We start from the raw sequence: 16,796 nt of genomic DNA on the forward strand, positions 1-16,796 counted from the left end.
CATGTCCCCAACCATGGATCAGCCGCGCCGCGCCCAGATCGAACGCGAGCGCACCAAACCAACCGGACGCCGTCGGGCCGAACCCAGCGGATCCCCCACCGGACCAGCAGCAGCGCCTGAGGCACCAAGCACGACGCCGGAAGCCGCCGCTGCTGCCAAGCCCACCACGCGCGCGGCCGCCCGTGCAGCGGAGCGGGAACGGGCAGCCCGGGCTGAAGCCGAACCCGCAGAACCGGCCACCGCCGCGATCCCGGCAGTACAGGCAGCCCAAGCCGCGGCTCCAAGGTCGACCACACCGGGCCCTCCCACTGCAGCCATCCCCATCGTTCCGCCGGCAGCCCCCAAGCCGGGGACACAGCAGGCCACGCAGCCGGAGCCCACCACGGCAGCCATCCCCGTAGTGGCCGTTGGCAGCAAAGCACCTACTCCCAGTCCGGCCAGGACTGGCTTTGGATCTACGGGCTCGTTCAACCGTGAACCACAGGCCGTCCTTAGGAAGGCCGCCTCGGTCAAGCACATGAGCCAGCGCATGGCCGTGGTCGCCGGCGCCGTCGGACTGGTCCTCACGGCAGGAGGCCTCGGCCAAGCACTTGAGCTGCCGTTCTTCGGCCATGAAACGCCAGCCCAGGATGCGAGCGGCCAGGGCGACCGGCAGTCAGCTTCAGCTGCGCCGGGGCCTCGCGCTTCCTATTCCACCGCGTCTTCGCCGTCGGCCTCGGGCGCGGCAGCGCCAACAGCTTCCTCCGCATCCGCAGCCGGCCAGCCGGCGACTGTCCCGGAGGCACCTTCTGTAGTGTCGCCGTCGTCGGTTCCGGCCCCTCACGTCTCGCTTGCGGACCCTGTGTGGGTTCCTTCGGCAGCGCCATCGGCAGCCAACCCTGCGCCAGGCACGTCCGCGGCAGTACCGACGCAGCCCGCCCCGGCTCCCACCGATGTGCCCGCCGATACGATCACCACGCCCCCGTCTCCGGTCCCGACAACCACGCCCGCGCCGACCGTCACCCCGACCCCGACGCCCACCCCGACACCGACCCAAACGCCTAAGCCGCGGCCTACCGGAAACCCCAACACCGGTACCAACCCGCAATCCACTGGAACGGCCCTCGACACGATCCTCGACGCGGCCAAGAAAGTAGTGAAGTGAGCACGCGGCTACCCCGCACGGCTACGCCCGTCGGCTGGCATGGCCGGTACTGCACCAGCAGCCGGACCGCTACCTTTCGGCGAAGGGTGGGCCGTTGGAGCTGCCAGCGGATGAGGCGTTCCTAGGGGTCCGATCCCGGGAACAGGGCGCGCAGGACGCCTAGATCCTGGGGCGCCGTGCCCAGCGGTGTGCCTTGAGTGCCGCGTGCAGTTCAAGCCGGATCGCGCCACTCAACGGGTCAGCCCCGATGAGCTGGCGGATCCGGCCGAGCCGGTTGTAGATGCTGCTCCTGTGAAGGTGGAGCTTCGCTGCGACATCCTGGACGGAACTGTCATTGTCGTAGAGCAGCTCCAGGACCGGCAGGAGCTCGCCGTTCCTGTCCTGGTCCTCCAACGTCCTGTAGTGGACCGATCCGGTGTCATCCCAGCCACCGGGTGCCAACAGGCGATCAAAAAGTTGGTAGACGCCTACTGCCCGGCTTTCCACGAGCTCGCCCAGCGGCAGGTCCACCGCGGCAGCCTGGGCCGCCACCTTGGACTGGCGGTACGCACCAGCGAGCTGCCGGATCACCTGGAATGGTTCACTGATGCCCAGGATGACCCGGTCCACGGTCCTACCGGCCCGTTTGGCGAGCTCCAGTTGGTAGTGCACCAGCACCTGCGCGTGGTCAGCCCGTCCACCGGATTCCCGGAACAGGACCACCGAATGCGTCTCTGTTCCGGCACTGAACAGGGCAGCGTTGACACCTATCGTGGACTGCAGTGCCGCGGAGCGGTGGGTCAAGGTTGCCGCGATGGGGTCGACGGCGGACCCGGCACCGTCCGGGTCCAGGATGGTCACCAGTTGCCACGGACCCCGCCCTTGGATTTCCTTCCATCCGGCAACGGCCGCCACCGCGTTGGATTCGCCGTTGCAAGCCGAAAGGAACTCCTGTTCGCGGCGGCGGCGAAACTCTGATTCGGCCGTGTTTGAGTCAAGGAGCAGCCCCGCCAGCAGGTCCAGTTCGTCCCGTACCCCAGGCAATTCGGCGAGTATCGCCGTCGCGCTTTGCTCTTCGACATCCAGTTGCACCCACAGGTAGCCGACGCGGAATCCGCGGACCAGGAGAGGGACGCAGACCCGGCCCAACATCCCTAGTTCATCGTTGGCGGGGACTACCACTGGACGCACTGCCGTGGAGATGCCGTGGGAGAGCTGCCATGCGCTGACGTCGGTGGGGACGCGCTTGCTGAGCAGGAAGTTCACGCGCACGCGGTCGGCGTGGGATTGGTTGGAGCTGTAGGCGAGGAGGACGCCGTCGAGGTCTTCCAGTGACAAGCCGCGGCCAAGCTTCAGTGCGACGCGTTCTACGATCTGTTCCACGTCCTGCTGCATCAGGAAAGCGTACCAACAGGAGGCGACACCTGACGCTCCACTGCTCGACAAATGTCGAGCGCAGTGCCTCAGGATCGTTGGATTTCCGGGCTTTGCGTGCTGGGCGCCCCGGCATTCCATGTCGCCTGCCTCACAGCCGGATTTATTCTGGAATCACAGCCCGCAGCAAACTTTCGGCCGAACAGGCCGCTAACGATGGAGCCAGCAAATGATCATCGGCGTCCCCAAAGAAATCAAGAACAACGAGTTCCGCGTAGCCATCACGGCTGCCGGTGTCCACGAATTCCGCACCCACGGACACACCGTTCTGGTTGAGCGCGGCGCAGGCCTCGGCTCGGGCATTACCGACGAGGAATACTCGATCGCCGGCGCTGAAATCGTCAACGAAGCTGACGACGTCTGGGGCCGCGCGGACATGGTCATGAAGGTCAAGGAGCCCATCGCGGCCGAGTACCACCGCTTCCGCAAGGGTCTGATCCTCTTCACCTACCTGCACCTCGCCGCAGAGCCCGAGCTCACCGCCGAGCTCATCAACTCCGGCGTCACGGCCATCGCTTACGAAACCGTGCAGGAAGGCCGCACACTTCCGCTGCTCGCTCCCATGTCCGAGGTCGCGGGCCGCCTGTCCGTCGTGGTCGGGGCTTCCTCCCTCATGGCCCCGGCCGGCGGCAAGGGCGTCCTCCTGGGCGGAGTACCGGGCGTCCGTCCGGCCAAGGTTGTCGTCCTCGGTGCTGGTGTTGCGGGAACCAACGCCGCTGCCATGGCGCTGGGCCTCGGTGCTGATGTCACCATCATGGACATCAACATCAACCGGCTGCGCGAACTCGACGCCCTCTACCAGGGCCGCCTGAAGACCGTTGCCTCCAACGCCTACGAGATCGAGAAGTCAGTCATCGACGCAGATCTCGTGATCGGCTCCGTCCTGATCCCGGGTGCCAAGGCTCCCAAGTTGGTCACCAATGAACTTGTCTCCCGCATGAAGCCGGGCTCGGTTCTGGTGGACATCGCTGTGGACCAGGGCGGCTGCTTCGAGGACACGCACCCCACCACCCACCAGGAACCGACGTACAAGGTCCACAACTCGATCTTCTACTGCGTTGCCAACATGCCTGGCGCTGTTCCGAACACCTCCACGTACGCACTGACCAACGTCACATTGCGCTACGCCGTGGCACTGGCCAACCTGGGCGTCAAGGCCGCCTTCGATCGCGACCCCGCCCTGGCTGCCGGCCTCAACATCGCCGCCGGCCACGTGGCACACCACTCCGTTTCCGAGGCGCACAACCTGCCCCTCGTGAACGACTGGCACAGTCTGGTTTCCGCCTAGCGTTTGAACCGTCGTTGGCCCGCTGTTTCGTTGCTGCCCAGCAACGGAACAGCGGGCTTTCCACGTATTAGCGGCCGAGTTCGTCTACGGTGTGTTCGGAACCTTCGGAACTGCGTGAGTGGGAACAGGCACAGGGAGGTCCGACGGGCGGAGTTGTGACGGATCGATAGTGGATGGATCGATGGCAGGCGGCGTCACGGGCACCACCGGGGGCGTGGGAATAACGCCCTTGCCTGGCACATCGCGCTGGGGAGCCTTGGGGGTTTGCGGTGGTACCGCCCCACCAGGCTGCGGAACGCCAGCAGGGACTCCCGGGGCCGAAGACTCCGGGGCCGGTACTGGCTGGCTCTGCGCAGGAGTCGGCTGGGCTTCTTCCAGTGGTGGCTGCGGGCTCGAACCGCCCGGGGCGCCTTGCTGGGGAGCATGCCCTGAGCCCGGAGCCAACTGCGAGGCCACCGATCCGATTGCTGCTCCAAGATGCTCGAAAGCACCCGGAATTCCGCCTTCGGACGCGGCCGCTGCTGTGGCGCCGCCGGCCAAAGACACGGCAACAGCGAGGCCGGCGATGGTCGTGCGACGCTTCTTCCGCCGGCGTGCAGCAAGCTCATCCACACGGACCGGGACTTGGCTCGGGTCAACAGTGGCAAGAACCGCGGTCGGTGCCCCAGACCACGCGGAGGGACCATCCGCCGTCGTGAGCTGCCGGGTGACGGCCGCATGGCCGCCGCTCATCAAGGCCCGGACGGCGTCGGACGGCAAAGGCGCGGTGCTGGCCAACGCGCGGAGTTCCAGCAGTTCGGTGCGGAGCGCGGCGTCGCCTTCGTGGCCGGAACCGGCCAACAGCTGGTCGATCGCCTGCTGGTGGTGACGTCCGCCTTGCGGGGCGCTGTGTTCGCTCATGATGTGCCGTTCGTTCGTTGTGCCCGTTTCTTCAATGCGCCCAAGGCCCTGCGTTGCAACTGCTTCACGGCGCCCTGGGACTTGCCCATGATGGCCGCTGTCTCCTCCACGGAAAGGTCCGCTACCACCCTCAGTGCCAGGACATCCCTGTAGTCGTCCGCCAGGCCCTCCAGGAGCTCCGTTACCCCCAAGCCGGAGGTCCGCCCAAATGCCTGATCCTCGGCCGACGGGGCGCGGCGGCCGTCCAGGTCCGGCTCGTAGGGAGTGGAACCGGGCGTTCGGGCACGCTTGCGGTAGTGGTCCACCATCCGGGCATGCGCGATGGAGAACAAGAGTGCCTTGGCCCCTTGGAGCCCGCCCTGCAGGGTTTCCAGCTGCGGATGGAGGGCCAGGAAGACGTCCTGCGTAACGGCTTCGGGGTCATCCACGCCCCGGGCCCGGAGGTAGCCAAAGACCGGCCCGGCGAAGCTGTTGTAGGCGGCCGTGAAGAGCAGCGCGGGGTCGTCATGATCCGCCTGCACATATTCATCAGCTAAAGGGTCAAGCACCCGTGGACGCCTCCATCCCACGTTACGTAGCGGGGCTCCTTGTCCTAAGCCAAGGAGCCCCGCCCTTAAACCGTAGCCGCTGCCCGCTTAGCGGACAGAATCGAGTGGAGCGCCCGGAACGGCCGGAACGTGGCTGGGAACCTGCGCCGGGACCGCGGGACCTGCGGGGACAGCGGGCGTTGCGGGGACCGCGGGCGTTGCGGGGACCGCGGGCACGGCTGGGACGGCCGGAACCGCGGGCATGGCCGGACGCCCGGACGTCACTGAAGCACCGACGTCGGCGTTTGCCTTGGCGGAGCCGTCCACTTTCAGGCCCGCGGCCTTGCCGGCGTCGACGACGGCGTGGCAATGCGCCTCAACCTTTGCATCGCCCCCCGCGGCGATCGCCAGGGACTTGAAGCCCGGAACAGTGGTGTCGGACTTCAGTCCGCCATTGAGGAATGACGTGCAGAGGCCGAAAGCCTCGGGTGAGGTGGCGAGGGCGTGCTCGGCTGTGGCCTTCGCGTCGGATACAGCGTCGGCTGCCTTTCCTTGGCCAGCCCCGGCAGCGTCGGTGGCCTTGGACTGCGCGGTCCCGACGGCGTCAGTCACCTTGGACTTGGCCGTTTCGGCAGTGGCGGCTGCTTCAGAGGTGGCTGTTTTGGCGGTGTTCCCGTCGAGCGGTGCCGGCGCGCCAACAAGATCGTGCGCCGTCTGCTGGAAACCGGTGGGGAGCGCTCCGTTGAAGGCAGCTACGCCTGTTCCGCCAGCCGCTACGGCTCCCGCGGCCAGGACGCCCGCGGCGACTTTGCTGGTGGCAAGGACAGTGAAAAAGGACATGAAACCCTCCGAAAAACTTGGGATTGCCCCGGCAGCTGTTGGGTCGCTGCCGGATGATCAGTGCACGGACGTGGCCCGCACACCACCTACATCGCTTGAGGCTGCCGCGAGGTTACGCACATGGTGAAAGTTTTTCGGCTGGCTTTACCCACACCGGTAGTTCTCCCCATGGCAGCCCCGTTCCGCAGTAGTCATGCTCGGGAGACGCCTGGCACCAAACTGGTCTGCAGGTTTTCTAATGTCGCTACGTTCAGGGGATGCGTGATGGGACAAGGATTGGTAGGCGCCGACGTCGGAGACCTCCGGCGGCTCTCGGCTGTAATGGACTCTGAGGCCCAAAAGATCAGCGACCTGCGGCTGCAGCTCAACGCATTGATCCAGCAAGGCAACTACTGGCGGGGTAACGACGCCGACCGCTTCCGCAGCGCCTGGCACAGTGATCTCCAAGGCCGGCTGGGCGCCGCTGCAGCATGCCTCAAGGACAACGCGCGTGCCCTGAAACTCAATGCCGAACAGCAGGAGCAAGCCTCCCTGGGCGGACCGGGACGTGGGCTGGGTGACGGAAAGGGCAGGAGCGGCTCAGAGACTCTGGGCTTCACGTTTGATCCCACCACCTACGGTCCCGTCACGGTTGAAGGCGAAGGTTCATTCGACAGCCAGGCAACAGGGGAAGCGCACGGTTCCATGGGCCCGGACGGGATCGCAGTTGGCGGCTCCGGTGAAGCATCCACCGGCGGGCAGATGACGTGGACGGCGAAGGGCGAGTACGGGCCCATGGACACCACTGTCACCAACGAGACGTTCGTCGGAGCGCGCGCCGACGGCGAGTTCGAGGCCAGCGTGCCGTTCGGGCTGGGACTCCCCAACGCCAGCGCCAAGGGCGAAGCGTTTGCAGGGGCCGAGAACACCACCACGGTTCGTTCCGACTTCTTTGACGGTTGGGTTACCAACACCTCCACAACCCGGGCCATGACCGGGGTAGAGGCCAGTGCCCATGCCAACGCGAGCAGCCCCTTCCTCTTTTCCGCCGGCGGTGAGGGGTTCGCCGGTCAAAAAATCACCACGGACAATGAAACGGAGTTTGCCGGAGGCTTGTTCAGTGTGGGCCAGGGCGGAGAAATACGCGCCGGTGCCTGGGCCAGTGCCGGCGAAGGCGAAGTCAGCGTCAAGAACAAAGACGTCACAGGCAGCGCGTTCAGCGCCGGAGCCGGTGCGGAACTGACCGGAAGCCAATACGTGGAAGTGCTGGGGCAGAAAATAACCCTCAACGGCACAGTAGCTGCGGGCGCAGGTGAGAGTCACTTCTACACCGTCTCCCTGGACGAAGACGGCCTCACACTCGGCGCCGGCGCCAAGATCACCGCAGAGCTGGGCCTTGGCGCTGGCGGGCAGATCACGCTCAGCCCCAAGGGATTCGTGGACTCCGTCACCGGATTCATCGACTTCGTCAACAACTAGCCTCCGAAAGGGCTCCCGTGACATCGCAGCAGGTTTTCCCGTCCGAAGCATTCCCCGCGTACCCCACCATCAAGCTCAACCCACCCGCCGGCTGGACCCAGCAAGTAGTCCCCGAAGCGGTGGGCGCACTGATGGCACCGGCCACGGAAGGCAACTACACGGCGAATGTGGTCATCTCCGTGTCGCGCCGCCGGCCGGGGTACGGACTCCAGGACATCGCCGCTTCCGTGGACCGGTTCCTGGATTCCTTGCCGGAGGCTGTCCTGCTCGGCACAGAGCCGGTGACCATCAACGGCCGCGATTGGTACGTCCGGGAAGCCCGCTACACCCACCCCCAGGCCGGGCCCCTGGCGCAGTTCACGGCCGTCACCGTGGTGGATCAGGAGGCTTCTGCGGATGTTGTCCAGCTGACGGGAAGTTGCCAGCCGCTGGAGGGCAACAACGACCTGAAGGCGATTTACTCGGTAGTTGCGAGCGCCGAAATCACACCAGCCCCCGGGCCTGCTCAATCAGTTTGAGTACCGCCACCGAATCAGCCGGATCAACAGGCAACGGCCGCGCTGAAGCCGTACCGCCGTCGTCGAGCTTGCCTGCCAGCAACCGGTAGAACTCTGGATAGGCCCCCCGTTCAGTGGGGACCGCGGTGCGCTCGCCGTCCACCGCCAGGGTTCCATGGTTTTGTGGCGGCTCGACGCCGTACTCCGGGTCCGTGGGCAGCCCGCCGCCGGACAGGTAGGGTTCCTGCGGGTCGGCCCCGAACTTCACGAAACCGCCACGGGTGCCCAGAACCCGGAAGCGTGGACCGGGCAGCTGGCTGGTGAGGTTGATGGTCACGTGGCTGACCACTCCGGATCCGTGTTCCAGGACCAGGAAGACGTCGTCGTCGGCGCTCTCCTGGGGGCGGCGGGCCCGGATCTCCGCGTGAGTCACTTCAGCGGGCCCGAAGAACCGTAAAGCCAGGTCCAGCACATGGGTGCCGAGGTCGAAGAGGACCCCGCCCCCGTCCTCTGCCGTGGCACTGGCCTTCCACTCCTTCGCGATCGCCGGAGCCCACCGCTCCATCGCGGCTTCGAACCTGGTCACCGTCCCCAGCGTGCCGGCGTCGAGCAGCTTCTGCACGGTTAGGGCGTCGGCGTCCCACCGGCGGTTTTGGTAGACCGTGAGGACGCGGCCCAGTTGCGCGGCCAGGTTGATCAACTCCTCGCCTTGGAAACTGTGGACTACGAACGGTTTGTCCACGACGACGTCGAGGCCGGCTTCCAGCGCCGCTTTCGCGAGCGGGTAGTGGGTTGCGGGCGGTGTGCCTATAACGAGCAGGTCCAGCTGGTCCGCGAGGGCCAGGATGTCGTTGGGGGTGTCGACGATCTTTACCTGCGGGTACCGGTCCTTCGCTTTGGCTTGGCGTGCTGCGTCCGATGTTGCGATGACGGCGAGCTCGTACGCGGGGTTGGCCTCGATGAAAGGAGCATGGAAGACGCTGCCGGAGAGCCCGAAACCGGCAACGGCCGTGCGGATTGGCGTGGAAGTCATGTCCCTAGGCTACCGACCCTCTCTCACGTAACAGCCCCTTCCCGGGATCCCTCTCTCACCGGGTGAGAGAGGGATCGGCCCAAACGGGAGGGATGTGAGGGAGGGTTGGGGGGTATGGCGAAGGCCGGGAACCGCCCCCGAACCTTGTGAAAAGTTTGGGGAGGATCCCGGCCTTCAGGAAACTACAGCGGGAAGGCTACTTCTTGGCGCCCTTTTCCCAGCCGAGGGTTGTCCAGTCCGGAACATTGGAGAGGCTCTTGAACAGGGACGGGCCGTAGTTGGCCAGGCCCGTGCGCACGAACTGGATCTCCGGGCCGTTCAGGACGGTGCCCATGGAGTAGTACTTCTCCATGTGCTTCTTCTCTACGTCCATGGCGGCCTTGTTGCGCTCTTTGTCATCGGAGATGGTCGCCAGGCGCTTGATTTCGGCGTCGAGCTCGGCATCGCCCAGGCCGTTTTCGTTGGTGGTTGAGTCGTAGTACTGCTTCACGGCGTCAGTGGCGTCCGGACCCACGGTGTAACCGGAGATGGTGAGGTCGAACTCGCGGCCGCCGATGACCTTGCCGAAGTCGGCGTCACCGCGCTGGTCGATGGTCACGTCCATGCCGGCAGCCTTGAGCTGGTTCTGCAGCGTCTGCGAGGTTGCGGCTGCGGTGGGGTCATCACCGAAGTTGGTGATCTTGAAGGCGATAGGAGTGCCGTCCTTGGCCATGATCCCCTTGTCGTTGGCTGTGTAGCCAGCGTCGGTCAGGACCTTCTTGGCAGCCTCGGCACCGGTGTCCTTCACGGGGTAGTTGTCCTGGTAGTACTGGGAGAACGGCATCAGCATCATGGAGCCCGAGCTCTCTTCGGACCAGTTCAGGCCGTTGAAGCGGACGTCGCGGATGGCCTTGCGGTCGACGGCGGTGAAAATCGCCTTACGCACGGCAACATCGGTCAGGGCCGGCCGCTTGGCGTTGATGTTGAGTCCACCGGCAAAGAGGCGCTGGCCACGGCGGACCTCGGAGTTAGTGGTGCCTTCCAGCTGCTTGTAGCGGCCCAGGGTACGGCCGTTGGCGGCGTCGATCTCACCGTTCTTGAAGGCAGCGATGGTTGCACTCGGTTCCATCTGGCGCCAAATGACCTTGTCCAGCACCGGCTTCTGTCCCCACCACTTGTCGTTGGGGATCATGGTGACGGTCTTGGCGGTGGTGTCGTAGTTCTCCACCTTGAAGGGACCGGCCATCCATTCGGGGTGCATCTCACCGGCGAAACCCTTGTTGAAGATTTCCGGAGTGTTGATAGCCGGGTGGATCAGGCCGAAGAAGAGGCCTTCCAGCGGGAAGACGGGCTGCGTGGTGGTGACAATGACTTCTTTGTCGTTGGCGCCGGCCTTGACCGAATCCACGAATGCGTAAGCGCCCGCGGTGACAATGTCGATCGACTTGTCTTCGCCGCGGAGCATCTTCCAGGTGTTCTCGAAGGTCTTGACGTCGATGGGGGTCCCATCGTTCCAGGTTGCCTTGTCGTTCACCTTGATGGTGATGGTCTGCTTGCCGTCTTTTACTTCGCTCTTGACGTCTTCGCAGAAGTCCTTATTCGGCGAGGCCTTGCCGTCGAAGTCCAGCTTCCAGCAGCCGCCAATCCCGCCGCTGCTGATGGAAGCGGTGTTGACGGGAGTCATGAGCGCTGAATTGTCAGCGCTGTTGCCCACATTGGAGAATCCGTTGAAGTCGGGACCAATGCTGCCTACGCCCAAGGTGACCGTGCCACCCTGTTCCAGGTCCTTCGCTTCCTTGGCGTTGACGCTGATCAGCTTGCTGATGTCGCCGCCACTTTCTTCTGCCTTCTGGGAGGCAGGACCCGACGGCGTTCCCCCGCCGCAAGCGGTCAGCATGAGCGTCGCTGCGAGCGCTACGCCGCCGATCGTCGTGTACTTCTTCATGGTTTGCCCTTCATGTTTACGACTTGGAATATCTTTGCGAGTTGAGACCAGGGATATATGTCAATGCGTCATGTGTTGTCAGGCATGCACCACCAGCATGTCGGCATCTATTTCTCCGTCCGGGAAGAAGCAGGCGAAGTCCTGAGCCCCTTCGGAAGCCAGTGGCGGCTCCAGAGTAAGGCACTTCTCCTGCTTCCCCGCGGGAAGCGCGGCGAATACGGGACAACGTGTAGCGAAGTTACATCCCTTGGGCGCATCAAGCGGGCTGGGCAGGTCGCCCTGCAGGATGATGCGTTCGCGGGTGCGTTCGAGGTTCGGGTCCGGAACCGGGATGGCAGAGAGCAGGGCACGGGTGTAGGGGTGGCGTGGGTTGTCGAAGACTTCGTCTACGTCACCGGTCTCCACGATCTTGCCCAGGTACATCACGGCCACGCGGTCTGAAATGTGCCGGACCACCGAGAGGTCGTGGGCCACCATGAGGTAGCTCAGGCCCAGTTCGGCGCGGAGCTTGTCCAGCAGGTTGATCACGCCAGCCTGCACTGAAACGTCCAAAGCAGAGACCGGCTCGTCCAGGACCACCAGCTTGGGGTTGACGGCGAGTGCCCGGGCGATGCCGATGCGTTGGCGTTGGCCGCCGGAGAACTGGTTGGGGAAGCGGTTGACGTGGTCCGGTTGCAGGCCCACCAGCTTCATGAGCTCCATGATGCGTTTCCTGATGGCGGGCTTGGGCATCCCCAGGTTTTCCAAGGGCTCGGCCAGGACTTCGTAAACCGTGAAGCGTGGATCCAGGGCTCCCGTGGGGTCCTGGAAGACCATCTGCATTTCCTTGCGCATGGCCATCTTGGTCTTGTGGTCCGTGGCGACCTTGTTGCTGACTCCGCCGATAATAACTTCGCCCACCTGGTCCGGGTGGAACTCCATGATTTCCAGCAAAGTGGTGGTCTTACCGCAGCCGGACTCACCCACGATCGAGACGCATTCACCCTCGCGGATGTCGAAGCTCAGCCCATCCACGGCCTTTACCGTGCCAATGCGCCGTTTGATGAGTGCACCCTTGAGCAGCGGGAAGTGCTTCTTCACGTCCTTGAGTTCCAGGACCTTTTCGCGCTCGAGGCGGGCCACGCCGTCGAACTTTGAAACGGGCTTGGGCGGTGCCTGGAAAATCTTGTGTGCGTCGGCATCGCCGCTCAGCTGATCGGCCTTGATGCAGGCTGCCTTATGTCCAAGCGTCTGGCCCTCAACACCCGGCACGGAGAGGAGCTCCGGTTCGCCGTGCAGGCAGGCGTCGCTGACCATCGGGCAGCGGGCCGCGAAGGAGCATCCGATGACGGGCAGCGCCAGGTTGGGCGGCGTCCCTTCGATGGGTACCAGCGACTGCTTGTCCGAGGAGTCCACGCGTGGAACGGCTCCCAGCAGGCCCAAGGTGTAGGGCATGCGCGGGTTGTAGTAGATGTCCTCCACGGTGCCGGTCTCCACCGGTTTGCCCGCATACATGACCATGATGTCGTCGGCCATGCCCGCGACGACGCCGAGGTCGTGCGTGATCATGACGACGGCGGCGCCGGTCTCCTCCTGCGCGGTGTGCAGGACCTCCAGCACCTGCGCCTGGATGGTGACGTCCAACGCCGTCGTGGGTTCATCGGCAATGAGGACGCGGGGATCGTTGGCGATCGCGATGGCGATCATGACGCGCTGGCGCATGCCGCCGGAAAACTCGTGGGGGAATGCCTTCAGCCGGTCCTTCGGGCTGGGGATGCCCACCATCCGCAAGAGGTCGACGGCGCGGGCTTCTTTTGCCTGCTTGGTCATGGTCGGGTTGTGGACCGTGAGCGCCTCGATGATCTGGTGGCCCACCGTGTAGACGGGGGTGAGCGAGGACAGCGGATCCTGGAACACCATGGCGATGTCGCTGCCGCGGTGCTTGCACATGGCCTTATCGCTCAGGCCCAGGAGTTCCTTGCCCTTGTATCGTACCGAACCGGTGATGTCCGCGGTTTCGGGGAGGAGGCCCATGATGGCCATGGACGTGACGGACTTGCCGGAGCCGGACTCACCCACGATGCCCAGGGTCTTGCCCGGCATGAGGTCGAAGTCGACGCCGCGGACGGCGTGGACCACCCCGTTTTCGGAATTGAAGCGGACGTTGAGGTCCCGGACGCTGAGCACGGCGTCGCCCGACGCGTACAGTCCGGCGTCGCGGAGGCGTTCGGCAGGGTTCTGGGAGGTGTTGGTGCTCATTTGTTGATCTTCTTCGCAGTCTGGGGCTTGGTCCGCTTGGCCCGTCCGATGGAACTGGAGCTGGGGTCGAAGGCGTCACGGAGACCGTCATTCATCATGGCCAGCGAGCCTGTAAGCAGGAACATGACGGTCAACGGAACCCAGAACATCCAGGGGAACGACGAGACCTGGCCCGTGGCCTGGCCGATCAGGACACCGAGGCTGACGTCAGGAAGCTTGATGCCGATACCGATGAACGAGAACGCCACTTCGGCCAGGATCGCACCCGTGATGCCGCGGGTGAAGTCGAGCACCAGCAGCGAGCCGATGTTCGGAACCAAGTGCCGCCACACGATGCGTCGCGAGGGGACGCCCATGTACCTGGCCGCTTTGACGTAGTCGCGTTGCATGAGCGACATGGACAGCGAGCGCACCAGGCGGGCAGTACCCATCCAGCTGAAGAAGAGCAGGACGATAACCAGCAGGAGCCAGCTGGGGAGGTTCTTGAGTCCTCCGCTGCCACTGGTCGCCACGGCTACCACCAGGATGGCTGGCATCATGATGAGCGCTTCCAGGATGAACAGCATGGTGGCGTCCACCTTGCCGCCGAAGAACGCCATGGTGCATCCGTACACAGCGGAGATCAGGACGGAAAGGCCACCCACAATCAGGCCAATGAGGATGGAGGTCCTGGTGCCATCAACAATGAGCGCCATGAGGTCGATGCCGGCCTGCGTCGTACCGAGCAGGTGGTCCGGGGACGGCGGCATCCCGATATTGAACGGATCCAGGGTTTCCTTGTCCCACGGGGTCAGGAACCCGCCGAAGATGGAGAAAAGAAACAGGGCAAGGAAGATGAACAAACCGGCGACGGCGGTCCGGTTCCGCATGAACCGGCGGAAGATGATGCGGGATTTCCCAATGACGACGTCCTGGTCAGCAACCCTGGACTCGTCGATTTCCGCGATGGGATCGATGATGTTCGTCATTACTGGACCCTCACTCGTGGATCAACCAGCGTTGTGGCGAAGTCGGCCAGGATAGCGCCGATGGCGAAGATCACTGAGCCGTAAGCCAACGTGGCTGTAGCTACGTTCACGTCCTGCAGCCCGATGGACTGGATGCTCCATAAACCAATGCCGGGCCAGGCGAAGATGGCTTCGGCGAAGAAGCCGCCGGTGAAGATTGCCGGGATGGTGAACGCGATGCTTTGCGCCACGGGAATGAACGAAACTCTCAGCGCATGGCGGGTGATGGCCTGGTTCCTGGTGAGTCCTTTGGCGCGTGCGGTGCGGACGAAGTCGGCGTTGACGTTGTCCAGGAGGTACTGACGCTGGGCGATCTGGTACCCGGCCCAACCGAAGATGGTCATCGCGAAGGTGGGCACGGCGTAGTGGGCCACAAGGTCAACGAAAGCCGGCCACCCAGGGTCGATTCCCGGCGTCGAAATTCCCGTCACGAAGAAGATGCGCTGCCCAACGGTTTCGTTGATGCTGATGGCCCCAAGCTGGACCAGGAAGTAGGCGATGGGTGCCGGAAGAATGTGGACCAGGTAGCTGTAAGACGTGATGACACGGTCCTGGAACTTGTACTGGCGCGCTGCGGAGTAGACGCCAAGTGCGACGCCGATGATCAGCGTCAGGATGATCGAGGCGATGAAGAGCCGGGTGGAGACCAGGACACGGTCGGCGAATTCCGCATTGACGAATGCGCCGTTGGGGCTGCGGCCCCAGTCCCAGCGGGTGACTATGCCGCCGAGCCATTCCACGTAGCGCTCCCATGGATTCTTATCCGGATCCAGGCCGAGCCCCCGGAACGATGCCGCTACCTGTTCGGGCGTGGGCCTCGGAATCTTTTCCTGTTCGAGGACCGCTGGTTTGAGCGATGAGACAGCCAGGAAGTAGCCGGCGCTTGTGGTCAGGAAGATCATGATCAGGTAGATTCCCGATCGCTTCATCAGATATTTCAGCATGTCGGGTGGCTGCCCCGAATCGTGGCAAAACTCAAAGCTCGTCCTTCCGCGGTTCCCGGCTGTGGCCGGCGTCAGCTACGAATTGGCGTAGCGGGTTGTTGAGCCCCCCACGCCCTTTCAGTGATCACCAGCCCTGTATGGCATGCGTCACATTCAAGAGGAAACTACCACAATAACTGCTTCACGTTTTGCTTCCGCGGGGTCAGTTTCCCGCCTGCCGCCAGATTGTTATGTGCAGACTGCGTCACGAATTGGACCGCGAGGGTTTCATCGTGGCGCCGGGATGCCACCCACAAGGCAGAGGGCTCAGGTGGTACGCATCAAACGGGCCACCACATCGCGCCAAGAATCAGTGAGCCGCTTGGGAGAAATCCCACGGACGCGGACGTCGTCGACAATCCGCTCAGGGTCCAGTGCGTAGGTCAGGGACATGGCCATGACCCAGGGGTCGGCAATACCGGCCTCCCGCAGCAGAACCTCCATATGCCGATGCGAGAGCTTCGTCGCGGGGACATCGAACCGGTTCCGCGTGGCAGCACCGGCCGCCTTCAGCAGTTCCCCGTTTTCGAGGACAAAGTAGATGCGGCCCTCGCCGAATGCCGTGAGGCGGTCCGCCGGAGATGCCCCGGGACCCAAGGGCGGAGGCCCGAACATGAAGGCACGCTGGAAGTCCGACTCTGCGTCGCTCAGCAGGGTCATCATGAGCCCCGCGCGACTGCCGAAACGGCGGAAGACCGTCCCCTTGCCCACCTTCGCCTTGCAGGCCAGCGCGTCCATGGTTAGGGCTTCAGCCCCGAACTCGTCCACCAGCTCGCGTGCAGCACTGAGAAGCCGTTCACGGTTCCGCGCCGCGTCGCTGCGCTCATGCGGGGAACCGAGAGGCAGATCCGGCTGGAGGGGGATGAAGCTCACAAGAAATATTCTAGACCCGGGAATAGAAAGCGGACCGTGGTCCGTTTAGTATCGATGAAGGCATCAACGCTTACACCGCTTCCCAAAGGAGACACCATGTCCAAGAGCACCGTTCTTACCCTCGTCGGCAGCCTCCGCGCCGATTCCCACAACAAGAAGCTCGCCGAGGCCATCCAGCTGAACGCACCGGAGAACGTGGACGTACAGATCCACGACTCCCTGGGCAACATCCCCTTCTACAACGAAGACATCGACGTCGAAGGCCAGGTTCCCGCCGAAGCCGCCGCACTGCGCGCAGCCGCAGCAGACGCCGACACCATCCTGCTGGTCACCCCCGAGCACAACGGCACCGTTCCCGCCTCCCTGAAGAACGCCATTGACTGGCTGTCCCGCCCGTTCGGCGCCGGCGCCCTCTCCGGCAAGCCGACCGCCGTCGTCGGAACCGCCTTTGGCCAGTACGGTGGCGTGTGGGCACAGGACGAGGCCCGCAAGGCTGTCGGTATCGCCGGCGCCAAGGTCCTTGAAGACGTCAAGCTCGCAGTCCCGGGTTCCATGATCCGCTTCGCAGAACTCCACCCGAAGGACGACGCCGAGATCGTCGAGCAGATCAAGGGCATCTTCGAGCCCCTGACAGCTGCCCAGGACGAAGAAGCAGCCGCCTAGTCTTTTCG

Annotated in this window: 15 protein-coding genes; 5 read left to right on the forward strand and 10 right to left on the reverse strand. The window is 64.2% G+C overall.

The window, feature by feature from the left end; translation table 11 throughout:
* The first annotated feature begins 1 nt into the window (after position 1).
* Positions 2-1,144, forward strand: a complete 1,143-nt coding sequence (locus tag J2Y68_RS09715) for a hypothetical protein (protein ID WP_309992692.1) — start codon at positions 2-4, stop codon at positions 1,142-1,144.
* A gap of 159 nt (positions 1,145-1,303) precedes the next feature.
* Here the strand turns inward: J2Y68_RS09715 and J2Y68_RS09720 are convergent, their stop codons facing one another.
* Positions 1,304-2,521 carry a PucR family transcriptional regulator gene (locus tag J2Y68_RS09720; protein ID WP_397334968.1) on the reverse strand — a complete coding sequence of 406 codons (1,218 nt, stop codon included), beginning with the start codon at positions 2,519-2,521 and terminating at the stop codon, positions 1,304-1,306.
* Between the two features lie 205 nt (positions 2,522-2,726).
* On the opposite strand from J2Y68_RS09720, the gene ald reads away from it, so the two are divergent.
* Positions 2,727-3,845, forward strand: a complete 1,119-nt coding sequence (ald, locus tag J2Y68_RS09725) for an alanine dehydrogenase (protein ID WP_018780201.1) — start codon at positions 2,727-2,729, stop codon at positions 3,843-3,845.
* An 84-nt stretch (positions 3,846-3,929) separates the two neighbouring features.
* Here ald and J2Y68_RS09730 read toward each other — a convergent pair whose 3' ends face one another.
* The 3 genes from J2Y68_RS09730 to J2Y68_RS09740 form a co-directional block, all read right to left on the reverse strand.
* Positions 3,930-4,745, reverse strand: coding sequence for a hypothetical protein (locus J2Y68_RS09730; RefSeq protein WP_309992701.1), 816 nt, complete (start codon positions 4,743-4,745; stop codon positions 3,930-3,932).
* Positions 4,742-5,293 (reverse strand): RNA polymerase sigma factor, encoded by a 552-nt coding sequence (locus tag J2Y68_RS09735; protein WP_309992703.1) that lies wholly within the window; start codon positions 5,291-5,293, stop codon positions 4,742-4,744. Before J2Y68_RS09735 ends, J2Y68_RS09730 begins: the two co-directional genes overlap by 4 nt.
* 87 nt (positions 5,294-5,380) lie before the next feature.
* Positions 5,381-6,112: a hypothetical protein gene (locus J2Y68_RS09740; RefSeq protein ID WP_309992705.1), complete on the reverse strand. Its 732-nt coding sequence runs from the start codon at positions 6,110-6,112 to the stop codon at positions 5,381-5,383.
* 264 nt (positions 6,113-6,376) lie between these two features.
* Here J2Y68_RS09740 and J2Y68_RS09745 point away from each other — a divergent pair, with 264 nt between their 5' ends.
* Positions 6,377-7,570 carry a hypothetical protein gene (locus J2Y68_RS09745; protein ID WP_309992708.1) on the forward strand — a complete coding sequence of 398 codons (1,194 nt, stop codon included), beginning with the start codon at positions 6,377-6,379 and terminating at the stop codon, positions 7,568-7,570.
* Between the two features lie 17 nt (positions 7,571-7,587).
* Positions 7,588-8,088 carry a hypothetical protein gene (locus tag J2Y68_RS09750; protein WP_309992710.1) on the forward strand — a complete coding sequence of 167 codons (501 nt, stop codon included), beginning with the start codon at positions 7,588-7,590 and terminating at the stop codon, positions 8,086-8,088.
* On the opposite strand, the gene J2Y68_RS09755 is transcribed toward J2Y68_RS09750, so the two are convergent.
* The 6 genes from J2Y68_RS09755 to J2Y68_RS09780 form a co-directional block, all read right to left on the reverse strand.
* A complete protein-coding gene (locus tag J2Y68_RS09755; RefSeq protein ID WP_309992712.1) occupies positions 8,054-9,100 on the reverse strand; it encodes a Gfo/Idh/MocA family protein in 1,047 nt (348 codons plus the stop codon). The two genes, J2Y68_RS09750 and J2Y68_RS09755, sit on opposite strands and share 35 nt — an antisense overlap.
* A gap of 196 nt (positions 9,101-9,296) precedes the next feature.
* Positions 9,297-11,024, reverse strand: a complete 1,728-nt coding sequence (locus tag J2Y68_RS09760) for an ABC transporter family substrate-binding protein (RefSeq protein WP_309992714.1) — start codon at positions 11,022-11,024, stop codon at positions 9,297-9,299.
* A 78-nt stretch (positions 11,025-11,102) separates the two neighbouring features.
* Positions 11,103-13,262 carry an ABC transporter ATP-binding protein gene (locus J2Y68_RS09765; protein WP_309992717.1) on the reverse strand — a complete coding sequence of 720 codons (2,160 nt, stop codon included), beginning with the start codon at positions 13,260-13,262 and terminating at the stop codon, positions 11,103-11,105.
* The gene (locus tag J2Y68_RS09770) at positions 13,259-14,230 is read right to left on the reverse strand and encodes an ABC transporter permease (protein WP_211710745.1); all 972 of its coding nucleotides are present in this window, start codon (positions 14,228-14,230) and stop codon (positions 13,259-13,261) included. The genes J2Y68_RS09765 and J2Y68_RS09770 overlap by 4 nt, the downstream gene beginning before the upstream one ends.
* On the reverse strand, positions 14,230-15,213 hold the full coding sequence (locus J2Y68_RS09775) for an ABC transporter permease (protein WP_309992720.1): 984 nt from the start codon (positions 15,211-15,213) through the stop codon (positions 14,230-14,232). Before J2Y68_RS09775 ends, J2Y68_RS09770 begins: the two co-directional genes overlap by 1 nt.
* A gap of 306 nt (positions 15,214-15,519) precedes the next feature.
* Positions 15,520-16,125, reverse strand: coding sequence for a TetR/AcrR family transcriptional regulator (locus tag J2Y68_RS09780; RefSeq protein ID WP_309992723.1), 606 nt, complete (start codon positions 16,123-16,125; stop codon positions 15,520-15,522).
* 96 nt (positions 16,126-16,221) lie between these two features.
* On the opposite strand from J2Y68_RS09780, the gene J2Y68_RS09785 reads away from it, so the two are divergent.
* Positions 16,222-16,788, forward strand: a complete 567-nt coding sequence (locus tag J2Y68_RS09785) for an NAD(P)H-dependent oxidoreductase (protein WP_235521117.1) — start codon at positions 16,222-16,224, stop codon at positions 16,786-16,788.
* Positions 16,789-16,796 lie beyond the last annotated feature (8 nt).

It is taken from the genome of Paenarthrobacter nitroguajacolicus, from assembly GCF_031455195.1.
Classification (GTDB): Bacteria; Actinomycetota; Actinomycetes; order Actinomycetales; family Micrococcaceae; genus Arthrobacter; species Arthrobacter nitroguajacolicus_D.